Annotated in this window: 23 protein-coding genes; all 23 read right to left on the bottom strand. The window is 40.0% G+C overall.

Annotated elements, in window-relative coordinates:
* Positions 1-29: 29 nt before the first annotated feature.
* The 23 genes from CHB92_RS02100 to CHB92_RS02005 all read right to left on the bottom strand — a co-directional run bounded on the left by CHB92_RS02100 (position 30) and on the right by CHB92_RS02005 (position 23,621).
* On the bottom strand, positions 30-1,082 hold the full coding sequence (locus tag CHB92_RS02100) for a glycosyltransferase family 2 protein (RefSeq protein WP_089317523.1): 1,053 nt from the start codon (positions 1,080-1,082) through the stop codon (positions 30-32).
* Between the two features lie 277 nt (positions 1,083-1,359).
* Complete coding sequence (locus tag CHB92_RS02095; protein WP_179222934.1) at positions 1,360-2,139, bottom strand: IS3 family transposase; 780 nt, start codon at positions 2,137-2,139, stop codon at positions 1,360-1,362.
* Positions 2,123-2,296, bottom strand: a complete 174-nt coding sequence (locus CHB92_RS25700) for a hypothetical protein (protein ID WP_179222933.1) — start codon at positions 2,294-2,296, stop codon at positions 2,123-2,125. The genes CHB92_RS02095 and CHB92_RS25700 overlap by 17 nt, the downstream gene beginning before the upstream one ends.
* Positions 2,297-2,308: 12 nt before the next feature.
* Positions 2,309-2,440 (bottom strand): transposase, encoded by a 132-nt coding sequence (locus tag CHB92_RS25445; protein WP_144266254.1) that lies wholly within the window; start codon positions 2,438-2,440, stop codon positions 2,309-2,311.
* A 90-nt stretch (positions 2,441-2,530) separates the two neighbouring features.
* Positions 2,531-3,652, bottom strand: a complete 1,122-nt coding sequence (locus CHB92_RS02090) for a glycosyltransferase family 61 protein (protein ID WP_089317521.1) — start codon at positions 3,650-3,652, stop codon at positions 2,531-2,533.
* Between the two features lie 426 nt (positions 3,653-4,078).
* Positions 4,079-5,041, bottom strand: coding sequence for a glycosyltransferase family 47 protein (locus CHB92_RS02085; protein ID WP_144266253.1), 963 nt, complete (start codon positions 5,039-5,041; stop codon positions 4,079-4,081).
* A gap of 258 nt (positions 5,042-5,299) precedes the next feature.
* On the bottom strand, positions 5,300-6,526 hold the full coding sequence (locus tag CHB92_RS02080) for a glycosyltransferase (protein ID WP_089317519.1): 1,227 nt from the start codon (positions 6,524-6,526) through the stop codon (positions 5,300-5,302).
* Between the two features lie 93 nt (positions 6,527-6,619).
* Entirely contained in the window at positions 6,620-7,555 is a 936-nt protein-coding gene (locus CHB92_RS02075; RefSeq protein ID WP_089317518.1) for a hypothetical protein, read from the bottom strand.
* A gap of 20 nt (positions 7,556-7,575) precedes the next feature.
* Entirely contained in the window at positions 7,576-8,583 is a 1,008-nt protein-coding gene (locus CHB92_RS02070) for a glycosyltransferase (RefSeq protein WP_179222932.1), read from the bottom strand.
* 52 nt (positions 8,584-8,635) lie between these two features.
* Positions 8,636-9,772, bottom strand: coding sequence for an acyltransferase family protein (locus tag CHB92_RS02065; protein ID WP_089317516.1), 1,137 nt, complete (start codon positions 9,770-9,772; stop codon positions 8,636-8,638).
* Between the two features lie 206 nt (positions 9,773-9,978).
* On the bottom strand, positions 9,979-10,812 hold the full coding sequence (locus tag CHB92_RS02060; protein ID WP_089317515.1) for a glycosyltransferase family 2 protein: 834 nt from the start codon (positions 10,810-10,812) through the stop codon (positions 9,979-9,981).
* Between the two features lie 13 nt (positions 10,813-10,825).
* Positions 10,826-11,614 carry a glycosyltransferase family 2 protein gene (locus CHB92_RS02055; protein ID WP_089317514.1) on the bottom strand — a complete coding sequence of 263 codons (789 nt, stop codon included), beginning with the start codon at positions 11,612-11,614 and terminating at the stop codon, positions 10,826-10,828.
* On the bottom strand, positions 11,611-12,873 hold the full coding sequence (locus CHB92_RS02050; RefSeq protein ID WP_089317513.1) for a glycosyltransferase: 1,263 nt from the start codon (positions 12,871-12,873) through the stop codon (positions 11,611-11,613). The genes CHB92_RS02055 and CHB92_RS02050 overlap by 4 nt, the downstream gene beginning before the upstream one ends.
* Positions 12,870-13,778, bottom strand: a complete 909-nt coding sequence (locus tag CHB92_RS02045) for a class I SAM-dependent methyltransferase (protein WP_089317512.1) — start codon at positions 13,776-13,778, stop codon at positions 12,870-12,872. The genes CHB92_RS02050 and CHB92_RS02045 overlap by 4 nt, the downstream gene beginning before the upstream one ends.
* A complete protein-coding gene (locus CHB92_RS02040) occupies positions 13,732-14,712 on the bottom strand; it encodes a hypothetical protein (protein ID WP_089317511.1) in 981 nt (326 codons plus the stop codon). Before CHB92_RS02040 ends, CHB92_RS02045 begins: the two co-directional genes overlap by 47 nt.
* A 73-nt stretch (positions 14,713-14,785) precedes the next feature.
* Complete coding sequence (locus tag CHB92_RS02035; RefSeq protein ID WP_089317510.1) at positions 14,786-15,565, bottom strand: FkbM family methyltransferase; 780 nt, start codon at positions 15,563-15,565, stop codon at positions 14,786-14,788.
* Positions 15,544-16,836, bottom strand: coding sequence for an ABC transporter ATP-binding protein (locus CHB92_RS02030; protein WP_089317509.1), 1,293 nt, complete (start codon positions 16,834-16,836; stop codon positions 15,544-15,546). Before CHB92_RS02030 ends, CHB92_RS02035 begins: the two co-directional genes overlap by 22 nt.
* Positions 16,837-16,889: 53 nt before the next feature.
* Positions 16,890-17,792 (bottom strand): ABC transporter permease, encoded by a 903-nt coding sequence (locus tag CHB92_RS02025; RefSeq protein ID WP_089317508.1) that lies wholly within the window; start codon positions 17,790-17,792, stop codon positions 16,890-16,892.
* Between the two features lie 16 nt (positions 17,793-17,808).
* Entirely contained in the window at positions 17,809-18,921 is a 1,113-nt protein-coding gene (gene gmd, locus CHB92_RS02020) for a GDP-mannose 4,6-dehydratase (RefSeq protein ID WP_089317507.1), read from the bottom strand.
* 241 nt (positions 18,922-19,162) lie between these two features.
* Entirely contained in the window at positions 19,163-21,541 is a 2,379-nt protein-coding gene (locus CHB92_RS02015) for a GumC family protein (protein WP_089317506.1), read from the bottom strand.
* Between the two features lie 22 nt (positions 21,542-21,563).
* Complete coding sequence (locus CHB92_RS02010; RefSeq protein ID WP_089317505.1) at positions 21,564-22,352, bottom strand: polysaccharide biosynthesis/export family protein; 789 nt, start codon at positions 22,350-22,352, stop codon at positions 21,564-21,566.
* A 255-nt stretch (positions 22,353-22,607) separates the two neighbouring features.
* A complete protein-coding gene (locus tag CHB92_RS26280) occupies positions 22,608-22,730 on the bottom strand; it encodes a hypothetical protein (RefSeq protein ID WP_262502911.1) in 123 nt (40 codons plus the stop codon).
* 57 nt (positions 22,731-22,787) lie between these two features.
* Entirely contained in the window at positions 22,788-23,621 is an 834-nt protein-coding gene (locus CHB92_RS02005; RefSeq protein ID WP_089317504.1) for a DUF481 domain-containing protein, read from the bottom strand.
* Between the last annotated feature and the right edge of the window lie 670 nt (positions 23,622-24,291).

Here is a 24,291-nt window from a genome sequence, read left to right as displayed (position 1 = left end):
TTGTCTAAGGAAATCAATCATAATAACTCTTAACCTGCCTTTATTACCAGCTTAATTAGACTCCTTAACATAAAAGCATTAAATTGTTTGTCTTTTATTAGCTGCTTTATTCCAAAAAACACATTTCTCAGGTTGTTGTGCTGAAACTGGAAGTTAATATACTTTTTTATAAAATAAGTCCGTAACTGCTTCTTTGTTATATACTTCTCATTAATTTCCCAAGGCCTGTTCAGGGTATAAACAGGTGTTTTATTAGCCGTTATTGTTACCCAGTGATCTATGATTGCTTGGGGTACCTTTGCAAACCTTTGTACATCGCATATTATACAATTCCTTTCGTAGTGAAAACTATGGATATTATTTACAGTTTTAGAATCATTATGCAACCTAAAGTTCACTAATGTTTTCTCTATTTTAGAAAATTTACCTTGTCCGTTTAAAAGCAGATACCGCACCCACATTTCACCATCCATCACATAATGTAGGTTCTCTGGTATCGGACCTAATTCTTTAAACTTATTCGTTTTAAAAAAAGTAGATGGCTGACCAATCTGACTTAGTTCTATTGTCTTTACAATATCTTTAACTACAAGTGTACCTGCAAATATTTCTTCTTCACCACTTCCATTTCTCAAATATCTTTCGTAGCCCGATACAACATGAAGCGAAGAGTTGTCTTTAAATTTTGATGCAACCTCAAATAGAGCGCCTGGGGTATAAAAGTCATCACTATTCAGCCAGTTGAATATCTCACCTGTGCATTTCTTTAACCCTTTATTAATGGCATGGCTTTGACCATTATCTGGCTCACTTACCCAATAAGATATCCATGGCTCATACTTCTTTATGATCTCTAAAGTCTCATCTGTACTACCACCATCAATAATAATGTACTCCAAATTCGGATAGTTTTGTGCTAATACCGATCTGATGGTTTCTTCGATGTATTTCCCTTGGTTGTAAGATGGGGTAATTATGCTGATCTTAGGCCAATCAGAATTAGCTGAAAAAGTAGGCACATCTGTATCGGTAGACCACGGCCACACATCAGAAGTAACTGCGGGTTCGGGAAGATCAATCATTTTTTTTGGGAACTTTTTGATTCGAGATGTTAGTCAATATTTTATTCTTAATAATAAATATTGTTATGTTTGTCTGCAATAAACATGTAGCAGAAAGGATTGTGATTTCAAGTAGTTTTTCTTGCTCATATCCGGTATTAAGTTAATAATTTTACTACTCGGTCCTAATTGGGGCCATTATAAGTACTCCCTTTCTGTAGGACCACTCTGTGCAGTCATTAAGCTGATTCTCTACTTGTAAACTGCCCCACTAAGGCAGCCTGCTGCTTGTACACCTCTACCGAAATACACCTTCCGATTCCCTATGGTTGTAGAACTCAAAGAAGCTCTTCACCTCCTGGTACAGTTCCCATCCGTCCTTTGCCGGGTTCATGTAAACATAGTCCTGCTTCAGCGTCCGCCACAGTCGCTCGATGTAAATATTGACCAGCGCTCTGCCCTTGCCGTCCATGCTGATCGCTATTCTTTCCCCCTTCAGGTAACCCACCCACTCTTTGCAAGTGAACTGGCTGCCCTGGTCGGAGTTCACTATCTCCGGCTTCCCGTGGCGGGCAATCGCCTCCCGCAGCACAGCAAGGCTTACCTCGGCCTCCCGGTTGTTGGAAAGGCTCCAGCCAACAATAAAGCGGCTATACACATCAATGACGGCCGTCAGGTACATAAACCCTTTCCCTATGGCGATATAGGTGATGTCTGTTTCCCATACCTGGTTGCAGCGCCCTATCTCCAGGCCCCTAGCAGATAAGCGTGTGTATACACAGCTTGGCCCAGCCGGCTCAGGTTCCTTTTGGAGTAGATGGGCTTCCAGGCCCATGTGCCTCAGAAGCCTTCTGCCCCGCTTGTGATTCACCCGATACCCCTCGTCCCGCAGGTAGTCCAGCATCTGCAGCACCCCACGCGTAGGCCTTGCCAAGTAGTGCTCTTCCAGCAGGGGCATGTTAGCCAGGTTCTCCTCGCTCTCCTGAGCGGGCGCGTAGTAGAGGCCGCTGCGGTGAATACCAAGCAAGCCACACTGATCAAACTGATAGCGTATGCTGAGCTTACTTGTCGGTTCCACCAGCCCTCTCAGCTCTGTCAGAGTCCGAGCCTCCCCAAGCTTTTTTTAGAAACTCCTTCTCCAATTCCAGTTTGTTTATCTTGGCGTACAGCTCCTCGGTGTCAGGCTCTTGTGAGGCCCCCTTCTCCTTCTCGTAGACAAGGGAGGAGTTCTCCAAAAACTCCTGCTTTCACTTGCTGATCATGTCCGGGTGCACCTCAAAGCGCTTGGCCAGCTCCGCGAGGCTCTCCCGCTCTTTCAAAGCCTCCAGGGTTACCTTGGCCTTAAAAGCCGCGCTGAATTTCCTTCTTTTCCCTTTCATTCTTCCACTAAGTTAAATGTTATACTTCAAATTAAAATAGTGGCCCTAAAGCTGGGGAATATTATAGGTTGAAGCAGTTGTTGGGCTTTATTATTGGGATAATAATAATTCCACTGCCTGAGCAAATAAATTAATATCAATTATGATATCTTCTTGTTGAGGTGGAATTCCATCTGTAATTACAGTATCACTTATAAGATAATTATATTTATGTTTAAGCATTAATGCTTGCAAAAGCAAACCATGATCATGATAGTATTTTGGGAATAACTCTAATATTTTTATCCCTGGAGCGCAATAGCACATATTTATCAAACCAGCTCCATGCGGTGCAACTAAAACCGAACATTGATTAAATAATTCTATTTGTTGATTTACTGAATAATTTTCAAGATAGTGAATTTCAAAATTTTTACTCTTGAGATAATCAATGACAATTTCTTCGTTTATTACTTTCCTGTATTTTGCTTGCTTACGTGATATATAAATATACTTATTCCCTTTTTTTGGTAGAATTAAATCATTATAAATATTACTAATCCAATAAGGTAAATATTGTTTTTGATAATGAATAACATTCCGAAACTTTACGAGCTCCCAATTATTAATTAAAGCTGGTGCAATCAAGGTTTCTGCTTGTATAGTCGTTCCTTCATTGAGAATAATAACTTTGTCACTATTAATACCAAAATACATTAGAAAATCTTTCTGAAAGGCAGTATTCATTGGGTAAATGTAATAGTCAGGTTTAATATCGAGTTTTTTGAGCATAAACAACCTTGCAGAAAACTCAACTAAGAAATGATAATAATTATTTTCAAGTCCCGACAATGATAGATTAACTACGCTTCCATTAATTGATACTACATTGCTTAATCTTTTTATACTTGAATTTAAAAATGGATTGATTTTTTGAGAAGTTAGCTCTAATAATACTTTGTTATCTCTGGTGTATACTTCTTCATAACCAATAACGCATTTCCCTAGATTTACTTTTAAAACATAATAGTCAGGTATTTTTGCTTTGTATGAGTTAAATCCTTCATGAGTATTACCAAAAATATCTCGATATTCTGGCATATTAAATATCTCACTTTTCGAGAATGGGACTATTTTTATGTCCTTACTATTTGTATATACACTAATTCCAATTATTTTTTTTATATGAAATATCCTTAAGGTTTTTTTAATTACATCCTTAATGTTTCTCATCCTTAATCTTCATTTTTTATAGTACTCACTTTCTGTAGGACCACAGGGTGTTGTTTCTAATTTGATTCTCTACTTGTAAACTGCCCCATTCAGGCAGCTTGCTGTTTGGAATGCCGCGCTGAATTTCCTTCTTTTCCCTTTCATTCTTCCACTAGGTTAATCGTTATACTTCAAATTAAATAGTGGCCCTAAATCTGGGAAATATAATACTACACGCCAAAACATATAAAAGGTATAACTGGTAACAAGAAGTAATAACCACCTAAACCTATATGGAAACAGGAAATAAAGGAATACAACAACAGGAAAAAAGACAGAAACTTATATGAGTTAAAGAGCATACTATAACAAGTCAAAGCTATAACAACATAAACGGAATTTATGCCAAGTATCCTAATAAGCCGAATAATTATTAATAAAGTATAGTTAAACCAATTTATTCTTTTCAGAAAGTTGCTTAATTGACATTACAATATACCTTGATACTCCACTATCTGATAAATTATCATTCCACCATTTTATTGATTCCTGCTGTAGTTGGACTAGTCTTGCAGGCTGCTTCAAAAGTGCCTTAGCTACTGCAAGACCCTCTCTCCAGTTCTCTACCTGTATTATTGGAGATTTCTGATAAAAAGGAACATTTGGTAAGCCCTCAGAGACCACTATACAACCACAGCTTAATGCTTCTGTTAGTCTAAATGTTTCAGTACTTTCAAAACCTTTTGGACTTAACACAATTTTACTTCTTGAGAGAATAGATGAATAAGTCTCAATATCAAGACCTGTTTTAAAACCTTTGTTGAACTTGACATACCACCTTTTAGAAGTCGATGTAAAATCTGTGCCAACAAGTTTAACTAATTGTTTGCGCCAAGTAGGACGAAGCATTAATCTATAATATAAAAAGTCTGGAACAAGAGATAGATAAGAACACTCTTTATAAAATCTCCACCTACTATAATTTAGATTTCCAGAGAAGAATACATCGTATTGCCTGTCTTCCAACTTAATCTCAGAATTTGCTTTGAAACAATTTACATACCCCAAAGGAAAAGGGAATATGTTTGAGTTGTGCTTGGAATATTTCGAGCCTATATAGCTTTTAAATATCGCAAAGTACTTCTCAGATAAGAAAGCTGGGGAGTGAGCAGCCTCATCTGATATATAAATCAAAATTTTCCTTTTCTTGTTTTGGATTGAAGCTGAAGCAGGAACAGAATTATTATGGTTTGAAAAAATGTAGAAATCAAATTCATTGAAATTATCTCCCATTCTTTTTTGACATAATCTTAGAGTATTTTTTAAATACTCTTTTTCATTTAAATTTTCGAATATGTAAGTTGAATTACTATCCATATATACATTCGAAAAATTTAAAATTTTGTTCATATAAGAGCCTTCATAGTAGGATAGAAAATGAAAACATATTCAGACTTTGATTATAACATCCTAGCTTTTATTTATATAGATTAAAGATTAAACTTAAATAGTTACACAAGTGGCCTTGTTCTAGGCTGAGTCTCATAAATAGTTTAACAGGAGAGCTACAAAACTATAAATTGTCTTTATGAGCTAATCTTAGAGCTCCAATTGGTAAAAGTTTATCATTTTCTGAATCATCAGCTATAGCCTAATTAAGCTATACAATCAAATTGCACTTTTAAGAACACTTTTATATAAATTAAGGTATTTTCTTGTTTGGTTCATTAGGGAAAAGTGTACAATAGCTGACTCTCTGATCTTAGTATTTGAAAAACATTGTTCCGAGAGTAGAAACCTTTTAAGAGTACAATAAAATTCATCTACCTCAAAGCTTTGTGATAGAAATCCATTGAAACCATCTATCACAACATCTTCCATTATACCAACAGGGGTAGAAACAACAGGCAAACCACACAGGAGCGCTTCAGCAGCGCATAAACCAAAAGATTCCTCATTACTAAAACTCAAGAATGCATCAGCAGCCGAATAAGTTAGTGTAAGAAAGCTTTCATTATCTATATTACCTAAATAGGTTATGTATGGTCTCGTTATGTTACTCTCAGTTCCAACTGCCAAAAGCCTGAATTTACAATCTTTAGCTAAATTATCAAGAGAAGAAATTAACAGATCAAATCCTTTAGCTTTTCGGTTTAGATTTGATGCAATGCAAATGAAAACTTTTTCATCATAATCTAGGTTTAAAACTCTTCTAGAAAAAAGCTTATCATAAGAGTGATATACTTGTTCATCAACTCCGTGATAAATCACTTCCTTCTTCACTTTGCTTATTACATTATGTTTTAAACGCTTATGAAACCAGTTTGATGGGGAAACAAAGGTTACATCGCTGTTAAAAATAGCGTCTCTTTTTATTTTTATAAACTCATCTTCATATCTTTTCAAAATTTGGCATTCGATCCCTAATGTATCAGACTGCAAATGGAACCCACCTTGATCAGGATTAAAATCATGCAGTGTCCATATTATTGGCTTATTAATATTTTTAAAAAAGCTTGGGTAATCTACAAAGTTTGCAACCCAATGTAAATGTATGACATCTGCCTGCTGAACTAATCTATGCAAGTGAATCTGATGATCAGATAGAGGAGACGTAAAAAGTTCATAGCTTTCTTTAACCTTACTAAGGTTTAGTAACAACCTTTCATTATAGCTATATCCTATGTTAAGCTTTCTTAAAAGCCTTTTAAATATAGATGGATAAATTCTTTCTTGTGAAGGAAATTTATAAACATCCTCTACTCTATTATTAGTCTGTTTTAAACAAAGCAACTTTGAACTTACTCCTAACTTAAGCAGGCTTGAATGAAGCCTTGATGCAGCCCCTCCAGCACCACCTGAATCAAAAGTAGTAATATGTAAAACTTCCATCATCAATCATTTTTCAAAGACAGCTTCGACTTTAAATAATTTTATAACAAATAGAAGCTTGGCAACAAGATTTAATAAAAGATAAGCAGACACTCATCATGCACCATTTCTCAAAGAAAGAATTACCTTAATTCTCCTTAAGATACTAGTTATTTTGCTTTTTCGATCTAAAGGTGGTCTTGATAAAAAGATATAATTAAAATAATCAGTATCTGCTTTATCATTAATATCAATAGACAATGGCTCAATAAAGTTGCTTAATCTTTTAGGCCTCATTGATTCTAGTATTTTACTGCGTGCAACAGTATGCGTGGCTCCCTCCCCAAATCCAATATTTTGAATTAGGTTTTTATTTGGAATAATACATTTCCCTTTATAGTACCAGATTGACAATTGCCATTGATAGTCCCATGTGTCGATAATACCTTCTTCTATACTACTAAAAATAGACTTCCAATAATTTCTCTGAAGATCTTCTTTTAAAGCTAAAAAAGCAATATCGATCTTGACGGGTGACCAAGAAGCTATATCATAATTATATTTATTCCAAGCTCTTTTCCATGTAGCCCAACCCCAAACGTGGGCAAATTTTGAAAAATAATAGGCCCCATCACCAACTCTTTTGCCAAACTGAAAATTATTTCCACTAATATGCATAATACCATCGTCACTTTTGTACATCTGCAGCATATTCTCGCAAAAATGAAAGAAACTAATATTAGGCATGGTATCATCTTCCAGAATAATTCCTTGTTCAACATTGTCGAAAAACCAAGTGATAGCACTAGAAACAGCTAGCCCGCATCCGAGATTCTCTTTTCTAAATAAAGTATAAAGCTCACAGTCCCAATCAACATCTGTCGCAATTTTACGAACAAGTTCACACTTTTCATTTTCACCATCCTTTGCTGAACGAGGGCCATCTGCAGCTACAAACAATTTCTTTGGCTTAGCTTCACGTATTTTTTTAAATACTTTGCGAGTTTGATCAGGCCGATTAAATACTAGAAACAGTACTGGGGTGTTAAGCATAAAGACCTTTTAAAATAATTTTATCTTTTCGATAACATCTTCTTAATCTTGCCTAAATTAACTCGTGTTCTTCTATAAAGGGTAATCCAATGGTAGCGTGGATAATATATGGTGGGTCCTTTATAAAACTGTGAGTAATAGCATTTATAAGAAGAATAGAAATCATTTTGATTTTCAATTAAACTTCTCCGATAAAGATCAATAATATCTTTAAGATCAGGCCTTTCCTCAAAAGAATATTTTGAGTACGTAGACACATCATCCGACTGCGGTTTTACACCACTAAAATGATAAAAAATTAACTCATACTTGTGATTGATGATGTACTTATTACCTGATTTTTCCGTGATTACTCTCTCATGCAAATTCCAGCCAGCCATATTATAACCAGGGCTCATTTCAATTAAGATTTTTTGGAAAAATATGATGGCTAAGTTTAACCATTTCTGATCGTAAAAAAGATGCATATCATTATTCCCATAACACTGATGCACCAGTCGTTCTTGCCACCACTTTAAGAATCTAAAGGACTCGTCTTTTTTAGAAATACCAATAAATCCTAAATTAAAAGTACCTCCTATCAAAAAACTCCTCTCAAGTTGCCCATAAGGATGATCTTCACTAGGGTTCAATATATGGGGAGTTAAAACTACTGTATGAGATTCTAGGTTTATAAATAATTCTTCCAAACTTCCCAATACCATGATGTCTGGATCAAAATAGATGATATTCTTTACACCTTCTTCTGTTTTGAATATATAATCAATTATAAAAGGCTTTACAGCTGTGTTTAATTCTACTATGTTGTAGCGAAAAATCATGCCACTGAAATCAGTAACAGGAACGTTTTCTATTTCTACCGTCGTGAAAGGAACCCTTTTCTTAACATCCTCTCTTCCTTGTAGCTTATCTACCAAGTATATTCTAAATGCTACCTCCGGATTAGAGCTTTTTAAAGAATTACCCAGAGTAATAGCTTGGGAAAGGTAATTAATAGAACAAATAGTAAAAGCGATGCTTGTAGACACAGGTAATATAAGGAGATGAAGTTATGAGAATGATAAAATAAGTAATTATCTACTATGCAGGTAGTGGAATACTAGTTGAATTCTGTCTTCTTACTTTTAGTTTCATAGCACGTTTCTCTATAAGATTCCAAGATAAAAAGCCTGCAAATAATGCTAGGGGCATCGTAACCCAAGTTAGAGTTAGATGATTTAGTTCAAAGTACCGCAAAAGGACTTGCTGTATAACAAATCCATAGATATAAACTCCATAAGAAAGATCTCCAATTTTATAGTTGAGCCCACCTATCCATTTCGTGTTACCTAAACCTGCAGTTAAAATAACAACCGGAAATACTAAGGCCTCAATAAGCGAATAGCTTTTGAAGATGATGAATGTAATTGCTATTATAAATGCTATCCATCCTATTATACCCTTAAATCTTAAGGTATTTAAGTTAAAAGCTGACAACAAAGCTCCGGCAGTAAAGAATAACCCAAAATCGATAAGAGCAGCTGGTCTAAAACCTGTCTGTCCATAATCGCTCTGTTGGCTCGCAAGCTTTATAATAAAAGGTTCAATGCCGAAAAAGCTAAGTATATTATTTTGAAAATATTCACTTACATGCCACTTCAGAAAATAAAGAAGTAAAAAAATAGAGATTAAAATAGCCTGTATGAGTACTATTCTCTTCTTGATGAAGAAGAGTGAACTGAGCGCAATGTAAAACAGAAACTCATATCTTATAGTCCAAATTGATCCATTTATATAATGAGGGTATGGATTTCCTTTTATCGTATCTAAAATTGAACCTTGAAATGGGGTACAAGGCATTAGATTCTTTAATATATAAGTATAAGGTTCAGATGTTAGAGTAAAATAACCGATAACACTATATTTTTTTGAAAGCAAAGAAAAGCCTATAGCTGTTAAGATTAATACAACAATCAGGGCTGGATAAATTCTTAATATTCTTTTCCTGAAATAATCAAAAATACTAATACTTCTATTTAGACTTTCAAAAATCAAGTAGCCACTTATAGTAAAAAAACCACATAGCCCAACCCTTGAAAATGTAATTTGGCTTCCTGTGAATTGGTATAAACCATCATTGTAGAAAACTCCTGTTAACGTATAAGAGTGGGTTATAATTACAAATAAAGCAAACAAAAGTCTTAAAAAACCAAAGTTATTATAGTGAGTACTTACCATATAATAAGAATAAATTCAATAATCAACAAGTTAACCTATTGTAATGGAACTATGGTTTATGCTGTTAATGGAACAGTTACAATAGCCTTTCTCATGACACCTTACCTTTTTCTACAAACTCAAATATAAGTCAGCAGTAGCTTTTAATATACCTAAAAGACTTTAAAATAGACAGTCTAAAAGGGGTCAATTAGATTCTTTTGAAATTACCTCCCAATATTAAACCTAAGTAGTTTAACCAAGTACTTATGATAACAATACTTCACGAAAAGACGGAAAGGATTCTTATGCTCCTTCTCGTAAAAAAGCTTTTTGTTGTAAAGCAAATCATAATTCCTAAGGAGTAGTTCCCTGTGTTTAATATGGAAATAATCTAATACTCTTTCCACTTTATTTCCTTCGTTTGCGTTAACAATTACAGAATTTTGCCTGATTCTATAATCATATAATACCTCCTCTATAAAATGAAATTTCCAGCCTTTTGCTCCTAGCATTATCCAGAAGTCCCAGTCCTCGTGGCCTATTAGTAACCTGTTTTCATCAAAACCACCTACACTATCCCAGGCAGCTCTTCTCACCACAGCACACATATCGATGTTATTGCCTTTGTGTATGGTAAATAGATTAAAGTCTCCAGGGGTAAAGCGTGCTTCCGTAGAATCGCCAAAGAAGCTTGGTGCTCCATACACCACTCCAACTTCTCTATTATACTTCATAACCATTAGTGCCTTACTAATATAGTCAGGTCGTATTTTGTTATCACAATCAAGAAACAAGAGGAATTCAGTCTGAGATGCTCTTACGCCTGTGTTTCTTGCTGCTGCAGGACCTTTATTTTCCTGGTGAATAACAGTGATATTCTGTGCCTTGTATTGCTCTAAAAGGTCTTTTGTATCAATATCAGTAGAGCCATCATCCACTATAATTATATCATAAGGGTAAGCGCTATTTTGCTGGTGCACGCTTTTTACTGCATCAGGTAAAAATTCACCTGAATTATAACAAGGGATTATAACTGATATGGTAGCTTTAACTGACATGGAGGATCTTATCTTAAATCAGCCTTCCAGCTCTTGATTTATACTTCTGAAAATAGTCTCTAAAGTTAATGTCAAACTTTAGCCGATACCATGGATAAAGGTAAGCTAACCTGTCAGGTAGAGGTAGCTCCCTGGAAAAGTTCAGGTATTCCCGGAGGAGGTCATCATTTAAGCTTTCCTGAGCCATTCTCTTATATGTCTTTGTATCAGCATGCAGGTCAAACACACCAAGCTCAGTCTCGGTCTTCATAAGTTTGGCACCCCTAAAGGCTCTTAACAAGAACCAATAATCCATGGTCTGGTGATTATCAATGGGAAACTCTCCGGCTTTTAATTGGAGCTTTCTTTTATAGAAGTAGCTGACGGGGTTAGCAGGGAATTTATGCAGCCAGAAATGAGAAACAGACTTATAATCATCTATTGGCTCCCTGAATGCTTCCCTGTCACCTAAAAGAATTCTAAGCTTCCCACATACTACATCAGGTGACTCAAGGCAAGAGAATAATTTAATTACTTCACTAAACGCATTTATGCTATAAAAATCGTCTGAATTAAGGTAGCCAATTATATCACCGGTGGCCAAAGCAAAAGCCTTATTCATAGCATCAGACTGCCCCTGGTCGGGCTCAGAAATCCATTTCACGTGACTGTACTTCTTCAGTATTTCTACAGTCCCATCAGTACTTCCACCATCAACAACTATATGCTCCCAGTCCGAGTAATTTTGCTGTAGCACAGATTCTATGGCCCTCTCAATGTAGGCTTCTGAATTATAGCAGATAGTTAGGATGCTTAATTTCAAACCAAGGCGCTTTTATGTTTTGCCGGTAAATCCTTTGCGGAAGTTAAACTCTCTTGATACAAATCCAAGTAAGCTAAAGCCTGTTTATCTGCAGCATACTTGCTTAAAAAATCCTCCCTTATCTTTTCTTCAGACCATGAGCCCTGCCTATCAAAGAACAATTGAAGTGCTTCGGATAACGACTCCGGAGAGGTATCTTTTGCAAGAATACCATTGTAGTCCTGAATGATTGCATCAGGAATACCGCCAACAGGAGTTGCCACTACGGGAGTTCCACAGGCTAATGCTTCTAGCATTACATTGGGTAAATTGTCTTCCCGGCTAGGTACTACAAAAACATCGCACGCTGAGTAAACAATAGGTATCAAGCGTTCATCCTGAATGGCATTCAGGTACACAACATTATTTTGCTGTTCAGAATTATATGTGCCTACAGCACAAAACACCAGATTCTTGTGCCCCTTGAAACTATCCACCATCTTCAGTAAAAGGTCAAACCCTTTTCTATAGACGCTTAATTTTTCACTAATAAATAAAACTATCTTTTTGTCCTTCGGCAGCCCCAGCACTTGCCTCGAAAAGGCCTTGTCCAGAGGTTTGAAAAGATATGGGTCGATACCGTTTGGAATCAAAGAATGCGAAAAGCTCCTAAATACTGTACTCTTTGATGATATCTCAAGAATCCATTTAGATAAAGCAACTATATGAATATTCTTAGCTGAAGATAGAGCTGCTTGTTTGATTTCAAGATACTTTAGATCCATATCTGCTAAATGTGAATTTGATAGTGCATCGCCTTGATAGTGAAACCCTCCCTGGAAAGGATTCATGTCATGCAATGTCCAAATAAGGGGCTTATTATTCCTTTCAAAAAAAGTGGGGTAATCTAAAAAATCAGACACCCAATGTAAATTAACGATGTCCGCACTCTGGTAAGCAGGATGCAAGGTTATATCATAAATAGAAACAGGAGAAGTGAAAGCCTCAAAGTTGCCATCAATAACCTCTTCCTTCTTTGAGCTTTCTTTACTCTGATTGGAAGGTCTCAAAACCTTATTCAAATATTTTGACCATACTCTTCTATAAAGAGGTAATGGCGGTGGTGGAGCTGGGGCTGCCTTTCTCATGATCTCACCAGCCTCAGAGTTCAGGTACAAAAACTCTGATTCAACTCCCAGAGCCTGTAAGCCTTTATGAAGCCTGAAAGCAGCAATCCCGGCCCCGCCAGTTTTATAAGTTGATATGTGCAAGACCTTCATTGCTTTTCGTAAACAGCTACTATACTATGCCCTTTGATACTTGGTTTAAGTAGTCTCAATAGACTGTGGAGATTACTTTTTAGACGGGGATATTTTTTTAAGAAACGACTAAAAGAAGAATTATCTACTTTGTAATCAATGATAGAGAGATACCAATCCCAATGATATTCCTGAAGCGGCTCAAAGTAAAACTTCTTTAATTTAATTGGGAATAAATCTTGAAGTGCCTTTAGGGACGCTTTGTTCCACATCCCCAGATGATGCGGCGGATAATTCAAAGCTCCTCCATAATTAATATGGAAGAGAGTACTATCGTTATTTGGTACTGAAATAATTAGCTTCCCTCCTCTTTTTAAACAATCAATTTTAGCATTTATAAAGCCTCTAACATCTGCAATGTGTTCCAATACCTGGAAAGAACATACCAGGTCAAACACATCTTTGTTAGTACTAGAAAATTTAGTTATGTCTGAATCATATACCAGATAATCTTCTGCTTGTAGCCTGCTAACAGCATCAGAGTTCAGTTCAAGGCCAACAACATTATCCTTCCCTACCTTACTACTAACTTTTTTTAGGAATCCTCCGGAACCACAACCTACCTCCAGAACTTTTAAGTTATTTTTTATATAATTTAGAGACACCTCATGTTCCCACTTCCATGGCATATAGTACCAATCAAACTTTTCCAGGCCTTGATAAAACTTATCATCTCCCGTAACATGAAATGGATGAAAGAATCTGTACTTATATTCTATATCTTCATATAGAGCCAAGTCAATATTATTCGGTAATAATGGAAGAACATCAATCCCAAAAGACCCCGAATATGCCTTTACAAGCCATTCCCGGTCTACTTTACCTATTAGCCTTGATGCCTTTCCAGAAAGCGGAGAATTTACCATAGATTTCTTTTACCTTAAGACTTACATGTGACTTAGCCTTTAAAGCAAACACATTTTCTGATGATGTGATATCGGCTTTTTTATTCCTCTTAAAAGTTCGCGGGGAAGATATGCTTTCCAATTCATGATGAGGAAGGTTATTGAATTTATGCGTAACATCGAAAGTATGCGTTGCACTCGGCCCGAAGCCTATATTAGAAACTAAATTAACATTTGGGTAAATGCAAAGCCCTTTATTCATCCAGATGCAAAAGGTCCATTGGTAATCCCAGAAGTCCCACTTATACTCCTGATCAATGTTCTTATTCTTTAACAAAGAAACGTATAAATCATACCACCCTCTACTAATACTCCTGGGGAAGTACTGTTTCAAAGCTTGCCTGACTTCATTGTTGTTAAAAGACTGCAAGTTAAAATTATACAGCTCCCAAGCCCGGCGCCATGTTGCCCAGCCCCATATATGGTTATATGCTGAATAAAAGTAAGAGCTATCTCCCCACTTTCTGTCAAGAAAATTGTTCCCCCCGATATGCATAACTTGTGGGTTATGCCAATATTTCTGCAGACAGTATTCAGCAAATCTGAAAAAGGAAAGAGAAGGCAAGCAATCATCTTCCAAAATGATGCCTGCTTCTTCGTTTTCGAAAAACCATGTTATAGCAGTTGATGGTGCTACACCACAACCCAAATTTTCGTTCCTTAACAGAGTACGAACCTCACAATCCCAATCAATATTATCTAGAACACTGCGCCTGGTTTCTTCACAGATAGACCTTTCTCCCTTCTTTTCTTTTCTTGGGCCATCTGCAGCTAAATAAAGCCTTGAGGGTCTGGCAGCCCGAATTTGATCAAAAACTATTTTGGTTGTTTCTGGTCTATTAAAAATCAGAAATAAAATTGGAGTATTAAAATAACTGCCTTTTTCTTCAAACATAAATAAAGGCTTTATATTGTTTAATAGTATCTAAGCTATGCAATCAAACTTAAATATATTGGCCCTACTTAAGTCATTCTGCAGCTTCCTCATTCTCTGATTCGAAAATAAGTGTATTAACGGTCTTAGATATTAGTTTGTAACCCTTACCAGCAAGAAATTTATAGATACCGGAGTTAAAATCATCTAGCAAACTAGTAGCTATACTTTCTATTAGCACATACTGTGGCCTGTACAATTCCCAATTATTCGATTGTAGCACTTCCAGGTCTACTCCCTCCACATCAACATTCATAAAATCAATTTTTTTATTCTCGAGATGTAGTTCCGTTAGAATAGACTCCAATCTTCTGGGCATTAAACTTATCGTATTAACTATATCATAATGAGGACACTCCTTTATTACTCTATCAGCATTTTTTTTATCTAGTGTATTAAGAGCAGACTCGTTGAACATATAGTAAGTCAGACTGTCAGTTTCAGTGTCTAAGATAGGAGTTTCTATATTAATATCTCTGGGTCTTCGCTCGTTAAACATCTCCATACTTCCGGGAAGTGCATCAATATTAACACCTCTCCAGCCCCGTAAATAGAACTTATAAGTATTAGAGAATCTAAGAGGGTGATGAGCGCCTATATCTATGTAAAACCCATTAACCCTATGCTCCATTAAGCGGTTTAAAATTAGATCCTCTCCCTCCTGAGAATAAGATAGATTAACATAAGCGTCCTTTTCTATAGCCTCCTCTTTTGCTTTCTCTAATTCTTCTAACAGTGGCTTCCTGATGTCTGATATGACCGATTTAGGAAGGTTGCGTATAATTAGCTTCTTTAGTAACTCCTTGAATCCCATATTCCTTTCATTAAAAATGGGGTGGTAATTTTATTGTTAATCTTTGATGTCCTAAAGAAATCACCTGTCTCAATATTTATTATTCCCAAGGGCTCTGAAGGCCAATCAGACTCTTCACCAGCAACTTCTATTCGTCCTCGCACCACCAACTGACCTGCAGAAAATGGGAATTCTGGTATTACGCAATAGACATTTATATACTCGGAGTCAGAGATTTCAATATAATAGTCTTGGTAAGAACTATACAGAGCAGCCAGAACTTCATCATAGGCATTATGAAATGAAAACCCTAAGTCAATTTTAGTAGCTCTGCTTACAGAAGCTCTCAGTTTGAATACCAAAGTTACATTATCTCCTGTTAATACAGTATTTACTACTTCCCCGTCTTCATTACGTAGCTCCATGCTTAAGAACTGAACTACGCCAGAACCGGATCTACGCTTTGATTTAGATAAGTCATAACTTGTCTTTATTGTGTTATTTGAAGTAAGATAACTGTTAACAACTTCGGCTGTATCTCCATTCTGTTGTATTGATCCATTCTTCAAATGTATAACCCTGTTGCAGAGATTTCTTACAGCTGCCATACTATGGCTAACAAAAAGGATGGTTTTGCCTTCATTGATACTTACATCTCTCATCTTTCCAAGACATTTCTGCTGAAACTCAGCATCACCAACAGCCAAAACCTCATCAACAATAAGAATTTCAGGATCCAGGTGGGCAGCCACAGCAAAAGCAAGTCTTACATACATTCCTGATGAATACCTTTTGACAGGAGTGTCTATATATCGATCTACTTTAGCAAAGTCAACAATCTCATCAAACTTTGATTTAATTTCAGACTTAGACATTCCAAGAATAGAGCCGTTCAGGAAGATATTGTCTCTTCCGCTCAATTCAGGATGAAAGCCGGTACCAACTTCAAGAAGACTGGCAACCCTACCTTTTAATTTTATAGAACCACTTGTTGGTGTTGTGGTTCGACTTAAAATTTTAAGCAATGTTGACTTGCCAGCCCCATTCTTGCCGATAATACCTAAAACCTCTCCTTGCTTTACTTCAAAATTTATGTCCCGAAGAGACCACACATACTCACTATTACCTACAGTCTCTCGGTCATTCTCTTCACCTACAAGCAAATAAGGGTCTTCTTTGCCTCTCATGCGATGCCACCAACGGTTCAGATCATGGGCAAGAGTGCCGGTGCCTACCTCGCCAAGCCTATATTGCTTCGACAGGTTTTCTACTTTAATGACTGACTCTGACATTCCTATATAAAAAGAAAAAGTAGTAATGAGTTTAAATTTATTAATATATGATACTATACAGTATCCATGAAAGATCGCTCTACCTTATGGAAAATTATTAGCCCAACTAGAAGAATTACCAACATAAATCCAAAACTATACAAGATAGAGGAAGCCGAAACAGTTCCCTGCCCGAACAAAGCATAGCGGAAAGCTTCTACAAGTGGGGTAAGAGGGTTCCATACTATAAACCAACGATAACTTTTCTCGACTAAAAAAGATAGCGGATAAACCACAGGTGTGGCATACATTAAAAGCTGCACTCCAAAGCCAATCAATACACTAAAATCCCTGTATTTTGTAGTGAGGGAGGAAATAATAATGCCAAGCCCAAGCCCCAGACCAGCCAACACTACCAGAAGAAGAGGTAATACTAGTAGACTCCAACCAATATTAATCGAAACTCCCTGAATTGAGAAGTAAATGAGAAGGCTTAATAACAATAGAAACTGGATACTAAACTTTACCAGGTTTGAAAGCACAGTGGCTAAGGGTAAAATCATTCTGGGGAAGTAAACCTTCCCGAATATACCAGCATTCGCTACGAAAGTATTCGAAGTACCGTTCAGGCAGCTGGCAAAGTAGTTCCAGATAGTTATACCACTTAAATAAAAAAGTATGGGCGGTATACCATCTGTCGGGATATTGGCAATATTACTGAATACAACCAAGAAAACAACAGTAGTAAAAATAGGCTGAATAAAATGCCAAAGGGGGCCTAAGATTGTTTGCTTATACTGCGCCTTAAAGTCCCGCTTCACAAAAAGAACCAATAGGTCCCGATAATTCCAAACCTCCTTAAGCCTAAGATCAAAAAGGCCGCTTTTGGGCTCAATTACCAGATCCCACTTTTCTTCTGCTTCGGGCTCAACGATCAGTTCAACCTTCTTTTCCTCTTCTAATAAAACAGATTGCATCACTAAATTTTATGTTTTACTCGTGGTAGTTAAGGATTCTGTGCCCTCCATCGAGCAGGTAAGTGTCGCGCTTGAAAAGCTTCACGTCTGCCTGCATCATGTCTTTCACCAGTGCCGGCAGGTCGTACTTAGGCTCCCATCCCAGCTTGGTTTTGGACTTGGTGGCATCTCCTATCAGCAGTTCCACTTCTGTCGGGCGGAAGTAGCTCGGGTCCACGCACACCACTCCTTTTCCTATCTCTACCTGGTATTCGGGGTTGTTGCAGGCAGCCACATAGCCCTTCTCGTCCACGCCCTCTCCCCAGAACTCTATCTCGATGCCCACCTCAGCAAAAGACATCTTCACAAAGTCTCGGACAGTAGTGGTAACGCCAGTGGCGATGACGAAGTCCTCCGGCTCGTCCTGCTGCAGGATCCGCCACATGGCCTCCACGTAGTCCTTGGCGTGCCCCCAATCCCTTCTTGCCTCCAGGTTACCCAAGTACAGGCACTCCTGCAGGCCCATGGCGATACGGGCAGCGGCCCTGGTGATCTTCCTGGTCACGAAGGTCTCGCCCCTGAGCGGGGACTCGTGGTTGAAGAGGATGCCGTTGCAGGCGAACATGCCGTAGGCCTCCCGGTAGTTGACCGTGATCCAGTAAGCGTAGAGCTTGGCCACCGCGTAAGGGGAGCGGGGGTAGAAAGGAGTGGTCTCTGACTGAGGCACTGCCTGTACTAAGCCGTACAACTCAGAGGTAGAGGCCTGGTAGACCCTTGTCTTCTCGGTCAGGCCCAGTATCCGGATCGCCTCCAGAATACGAAGCGTGCCAAGACCATCGGCGTTAGCCGTGTACTCGGGCGTGTCGAAGCTCACCTTCACGTGGCTCATGGCCGCCAGGTTGTAAATCTCGTCGGGCTGGGTCTCCTGGATGATACGGATCAGGTTAGTAGAATCTGTTAAATCCCCGAAGTGCATCTTGAAGTTGACGTTCTGCTCGTGGGGGTCTTGGTACAAGTGGTCCACCCTGTCGGTGTTGAACATCGAGCTCCTCCGCTTCACCCCGTGCACCTTGTAGCCTTTGCCCAACAAAAGCTCGGCCAGGTAGGCCCCGTCCTGGCCCGTGATACCTGTTATCAGCGCTGTCTTCATATATTGTTTAATGTGTGCTTCTAATTATGAGTTTTGAATGGTTTTCAAACAACCTGTTCTTTTAAACTTCAGAAGCTTTATGTATCAAACCACCCCTAACCCCTCCTGGGGGTAGGGGCCCTCTTTAAGTCCAAGGAGGAGAGTAAGCTCCTCCCTAGCCCCTCTCTATGTTTTTTGTCCTTTGTCTTTCTTCTTTTATCCTTTGTCTAACTATCCAGAAGTCCTTGATCGCGCGCAGCGTTTAGACCTCTGTTAGCTTGCGCCACCAGGGCTTGGGCTCGAGGTCGTCGGCATAGTAGCCGTAGCCATAGCCGTAGCCATAGCCTTTGTTCAATTCTTTCGGATTCACATCATTGAACAGGATCGCAATATTCTTGATCTTACCGGCCACGTATTGCTGCTGTATGTTGTCAAGGAAGTTTTTTAAAGAATAATTCTCCCGTACCATAAAGATATTGGCGTCTGCTAACTGCATGAGTTCCAATCCGTCGGATAGAATACCAATAGGGGGCGTATCCAGAATGACGTAATCGTAACGCTGTTTCAGTTCCCCGATAAGGTAATCCAGTCGTTTGCTCAATAGCAACTCAGAAGGATTGGGGGGGATTTCGCCGGCTGGGAGAATGTGCAAGTGCTCCTGTATGGAAGGGTGAATAATTTCTTCCATGGCAGCATGCCCGGCTAAATAGTTGCTTAGCCCAATATTGCTGTTTATCCCAAAGGAGGTATTGTTGTTGGGCTTGCGCATGTCGGCATTAACCAGCAGGGTTCGTTCCCCGGAGATGGCAAAGATGTAGGCCAGGTTTTTGGCACAAAAGGTTTTGCCTTCGCCACTGATAGAAGAAGTGATCACAAAGATCTTCCCTCTTCCGGTGCCTGTACTGGTCATAAAGCGCAGATTAGAACGCACCGTCCGGAAAGCTTCGGCCAGGGCAGAGCGAGGACTTAGATCACCCAGGTAAGAGTTGCTGCGGGAATTGTGGCCGACCAATCCCAGTAAAGGTAAGGTCGTAGACTTTTTGAGATCCTCTGCGGTGCTGACCCTGTTGTTCAAAAGGTCTCTGAGCAAAATGACTCCTACCGGGATACCTAAGCCTAAGAGCAGGGCTACGAAATAATTTTTAGAAGAGGTCGGGGCGATCTGCCCTCCTACATAAGCTTCATGCAAAATGGTGACGTCAGATGTGTTCGCCGCCTTCGCAATACCCGCTTCCGCACGCTTCTCCATTAAAAAAACATACAGCCCCTCGCTCAGGCCATAAAGCCGCTGGATGTTGATCAATTGTCGTTCAGCAGCCGGAAGCTTCCGTAGGGAGACAGATGCCCTGTTAATGCGGTCATTTAAGTCGCGGAGGGCAATGTTATTGGCGCTTTCGATACTGGCTAAATTTTCCAGCATGACGGCCTTTAACTCGCTCAGCTGTTGTTTTTTTGCAGCAAGTTCCTCCCTTACCAAAGGGTTGGCTTTGTTTGGACTTTTAGACAACTTGGAAATGGCTGCCTGCAACTCCACTAATTGGCCTGTTAACCCGTTCAGGATTGGATCTGAGATGCCTAAATGGGCCGGCGCCACGATCTCTTCTTCCTCTTTCCCCCTTTTTAAATAATTCCGCAGGTACTGGTAGTACTTCTCATTCACCAGTAAACCTGCCTTCTGCTGTTCCAGGCCCTGTATCTCCCCGGCGATTTTGCCTCCTTCTCCACTGAGGTCCAGGGAGGCATTCCGCTCTTTGAATTCCTCCAGCCGGGATTCAATAAAATAGAGGGAATCGCTGATCTGCTGTAACTGCTCGTCAATAAAGCGTAGCGTGTTAACGGCATTCGTATTTTTGATGGCCAGGTTGTTATGCCGGTAAGTCTCCATATGGGCATTGAGAAAGTCCATCTCCTTTTGCGGGGTAGGCCCGGTTAGCTTTAAGGTCAGGGCCGAGGCACCGGCCCCATAAGGAGATACTTCTAAAGCCCAAGCGTAATGGTTTGCTAAGGCCTTCAGGTCGTTCACCTGGAAGAGCAGTTCGTTCGGCACATCCTGGGGCTCTGAAGAAGTCGTGCGAAGTGTAAAGACAAAACCATTGACCTCAGCCACTTCCCCTGCTTTAAAGCGCCGCTTGGTCAATAAGGGCTGCCAGCCCTGGTTTTCAGATGCCAGGGTGTAGTGTAACGGATCCGAGAATTTCACCTTGAACAGAACCCCATACGGGATATGCGCAGACGCAGAATCTACTTCTACTACAAAGGGAGACAAACCACCGTACACTTCGGTCAGTTTGATATTCCCCTCCTGGAAATAAGACACCCCGAAGTCCAACTTTTGCAAGGTCTGTAACGCCAGGGCTGGCATTTTCAGGACAATGGTCTCATTGGTCAGACCTTTCGCTCCCTGGAACACCTCCGCCCCATACAAGATAGCAGCGGCAGAAGCACCCTCTTCGACCGGTTCGGTGATCATTACGGCAGACTGCATGGTATACAAAGGCACCGTATAGCGGTTAACCAGGAAGGCAAGGGCAAGGGCAATAACTACAGAAAGAGCCAGCAGGTACCAGTAGCTTAAAACTTTCCTGGCCAGCTTCAGCACGTCCAGCCCATTCTCCTGTTGTATGTTCTTCTGTGTCTCCAAAGGGGAAAGCGTAAATTCGTTGTTACTGTGTAAGTCTGCTGATCAGGAAAAAGACCGAGGACACTAGCCCTACAGTGAGGCCCACATTCCCGATCACGTTCTCCCGCACAAATTTAGCCGGCAGGGGATCCACTACCAGCATGTCATTTGGTTGCAGGTAAAAGTTCTGGGTGGCCATCGTCTTGTCTTCCAACAAACTGATGGTGTACAGTTTGGCCTGCCCGTTCTCAGAACGGATAAGCCGGATGCGTCCGCGATCTGAGTAAGGACTAAAGCCCCCCGCCATAGCGATGGCTTCCAGTACATTTAAGTTATCCTGGTAAGTGGTGTATTGCCCCTGCCCGCCTACTTCACCTAAAATGGTAAAGCGAAAGGTGAGCAGGCGCAGATTTACAGTTGGTTCCGTTAAATAGGGCTGTAAGGCGGTGGTTACTTTAGACCGGGCCTGTGGCAGGCTAAGGCCATGCAGGCTAATTTTACCCACCACAGGGAGCAGCATGTTTCCCTCGCTGTCCAGGGTGTAACCATCCAGCATGGGGCCTGAACTACCAGCTCCTCCCTTGCTCAGGAAGTCATACTCGGAGGGGGTCGTGCTTTGCACTTTTAAAGAAAGCACATCGCCTGGCTTTAAGAGGTACACAGGCTGCTTGAGTTCATAGGTCTTTAGTAACTCGTCTGCACTGGCATGCTTTCCCAAAGCCGGTTCTTGCTGCAAGAGCACGATTTTCTTTTGGGACACACAGGAGGAGAAAAACAGGACTCCCAGCATAACCCACAATGCGGAAAGGGTGTGGCGCATTATGTTTCGCATGTATAAATCTAACCTAACACTCAGCTCTATCAGAGCTATCCATTTATTCTAAGTTGGGAATATACTAAAATTATTTTCAAGCCTCCCTTCGATTCAAACAAAAATTTATGAGATATTTCATTTACACTCCTTTCATAGGATAATAGAATACTAGGTACTAACAACTTATAGCAGCTAAAAGCACTTTAAGGTTTAAGCGCTGGGGCAAATGCTACCCACCCCTACCCCTCGCAGGAGGGGATTTTCCTGTAGTAGCTAATTCATCTGTTGGAACCAGGCTTCTGTTTTCGTTGTGTCGCTGGGATGGTAGCTTTTAATGCGCTCCACCCCTTCTTTGACTCTTCTATAGAGGATCACCCCTTTGCGCGCTGATGCCATCACGCTAATCTAACTGATTGTTCAGCTTAGTGTCAATCCTTCGGTTCCCGCTGTACATTAAAATGACACCTGCACTCCATTGGAGATCGTGTACACGAAGTTGGTGACAGGCACGATGGGCTCATCTTCGTAAATGCAGCTGAAACTGGTAACAAGGCTGAACTTGTTTGTTAGCTTCACGACCAGGCTGATGTCGCCACTTACCCGGTTGCGCAGTTCCTCCAGGTCCTGGTCGTAGCCTACCTGGTAATATACAATGCCCTCGGTACTGACGTGCTCGTTAAACTTCGTTTTCATGCTGAAGTAGTTCGTGGACTTGAGCAGGTCCGAAACGACGATCACTTCCTCCCTATCCGGCAGTTCCCACTCCTCGTGCTCGTGCATCAGGCCAGTGCCCACATAGATCGTAGACTCCTTCCCTTTCCGCAAGGCATAGCGCAGTCCGCCCCCTACTAAGGTTCGCAGCTCCAGGCCCCGTGCCTTATCGGTTTGCGCCTGCACGAAGGCCTCATAAGACAAACGGCGGTTGCGGAAGAAGTTTACCCGGAAGTGCGAATACCCGGTACTGGCCACCACATTGCGCAGTTCATCCGAATCATAATTTATGAGCAGGTAGTTATAATAGTTCAACAGCAGGTAACTGTGTCTGGCTGAGATGTAGGCCAGGTCTCCATTAAAGGTAAGCTGCAGGTAGTTGTTGGGGTTGTCCTTCCCGGCGTTCCGGTTAAACATCGAGAAGCTTAGTCCGGCCTTGCCCGTCAGGTAATTGATGGAGTCCTTAGGCGGCCGAAAGCGCTCGATGTTCAGGATCTGCGCCTGTAGGGGCTGAAAAAGGCCTATGGAAAGTGTTAGCAGCGTTAGGAGAAGAAAACGACGTAAAGCGTGTTGCATCAAGAAAGGTTCTTATTCAGGTTTCGTCCGACATGCCATGATGCCCAGAGGCAAAAATAAGCCTTTCTTTTGAATAGGGCCTTTCTCCTTCGTCAGAATCAGGATTTACAGGATTAGTGGGATAGACAGGATAGGCCATGCAAGGGCTAGGATTACAGGCTTTAGCGGACAAGTTCATCTTGAAATCCTGTGCCATATACAGGTGGTATGATTTTAAAGGATTTGCTAAGGTTGTTGATTTACGAATGACCAAATGACACTATTATGTTTCTGAGGCCCCACTACCTGCCTTCTATTATCTTGGTCTTAAGGAGATATCTAAACAGAATTCCAGATGGATTTCTCGCAAATCTCGAAATAACACAGTAGATAGTGATGCTAGAGAAGGTCAAGGTTCTGCTGACCGAAGGAAAAGCCTTGTTCAGTTTTCCCTTGAGGCGTCTTGTTAACAGCTCTTATTTTTTTATGCTGAGGTGCCAAACGAAGTAAAGCATCTAACAGCAGAGCTGATAAGACCCCTTACCCCCTGGCAACTTGAGACACAAAACGCTGAGAGAAAAAAGGCACCCGCTCTTAGAGGCTGTTTTGATTTCATTTATCTAATTTCTTAAGCATGATATGTATCATGGTAATCTGAATCATGGTCTCGGCTGATTTAGTGCTGCGTTCA

The organism is Pontibacter ummariensis (assembly GCF_900188175.1).
Taxonomy (GTDB): Bacteria; Bacteroidota; Bacteroidia; order Cytophagales; family Hymenobacteraceae; genus Pontibacter; species Pontibacter ummariensis.
The sequence above is the reverse complement of the archived record's forward strand: the minus strand, read 5'-3'. Positions and strand labels throughout refer to the sequence as shown.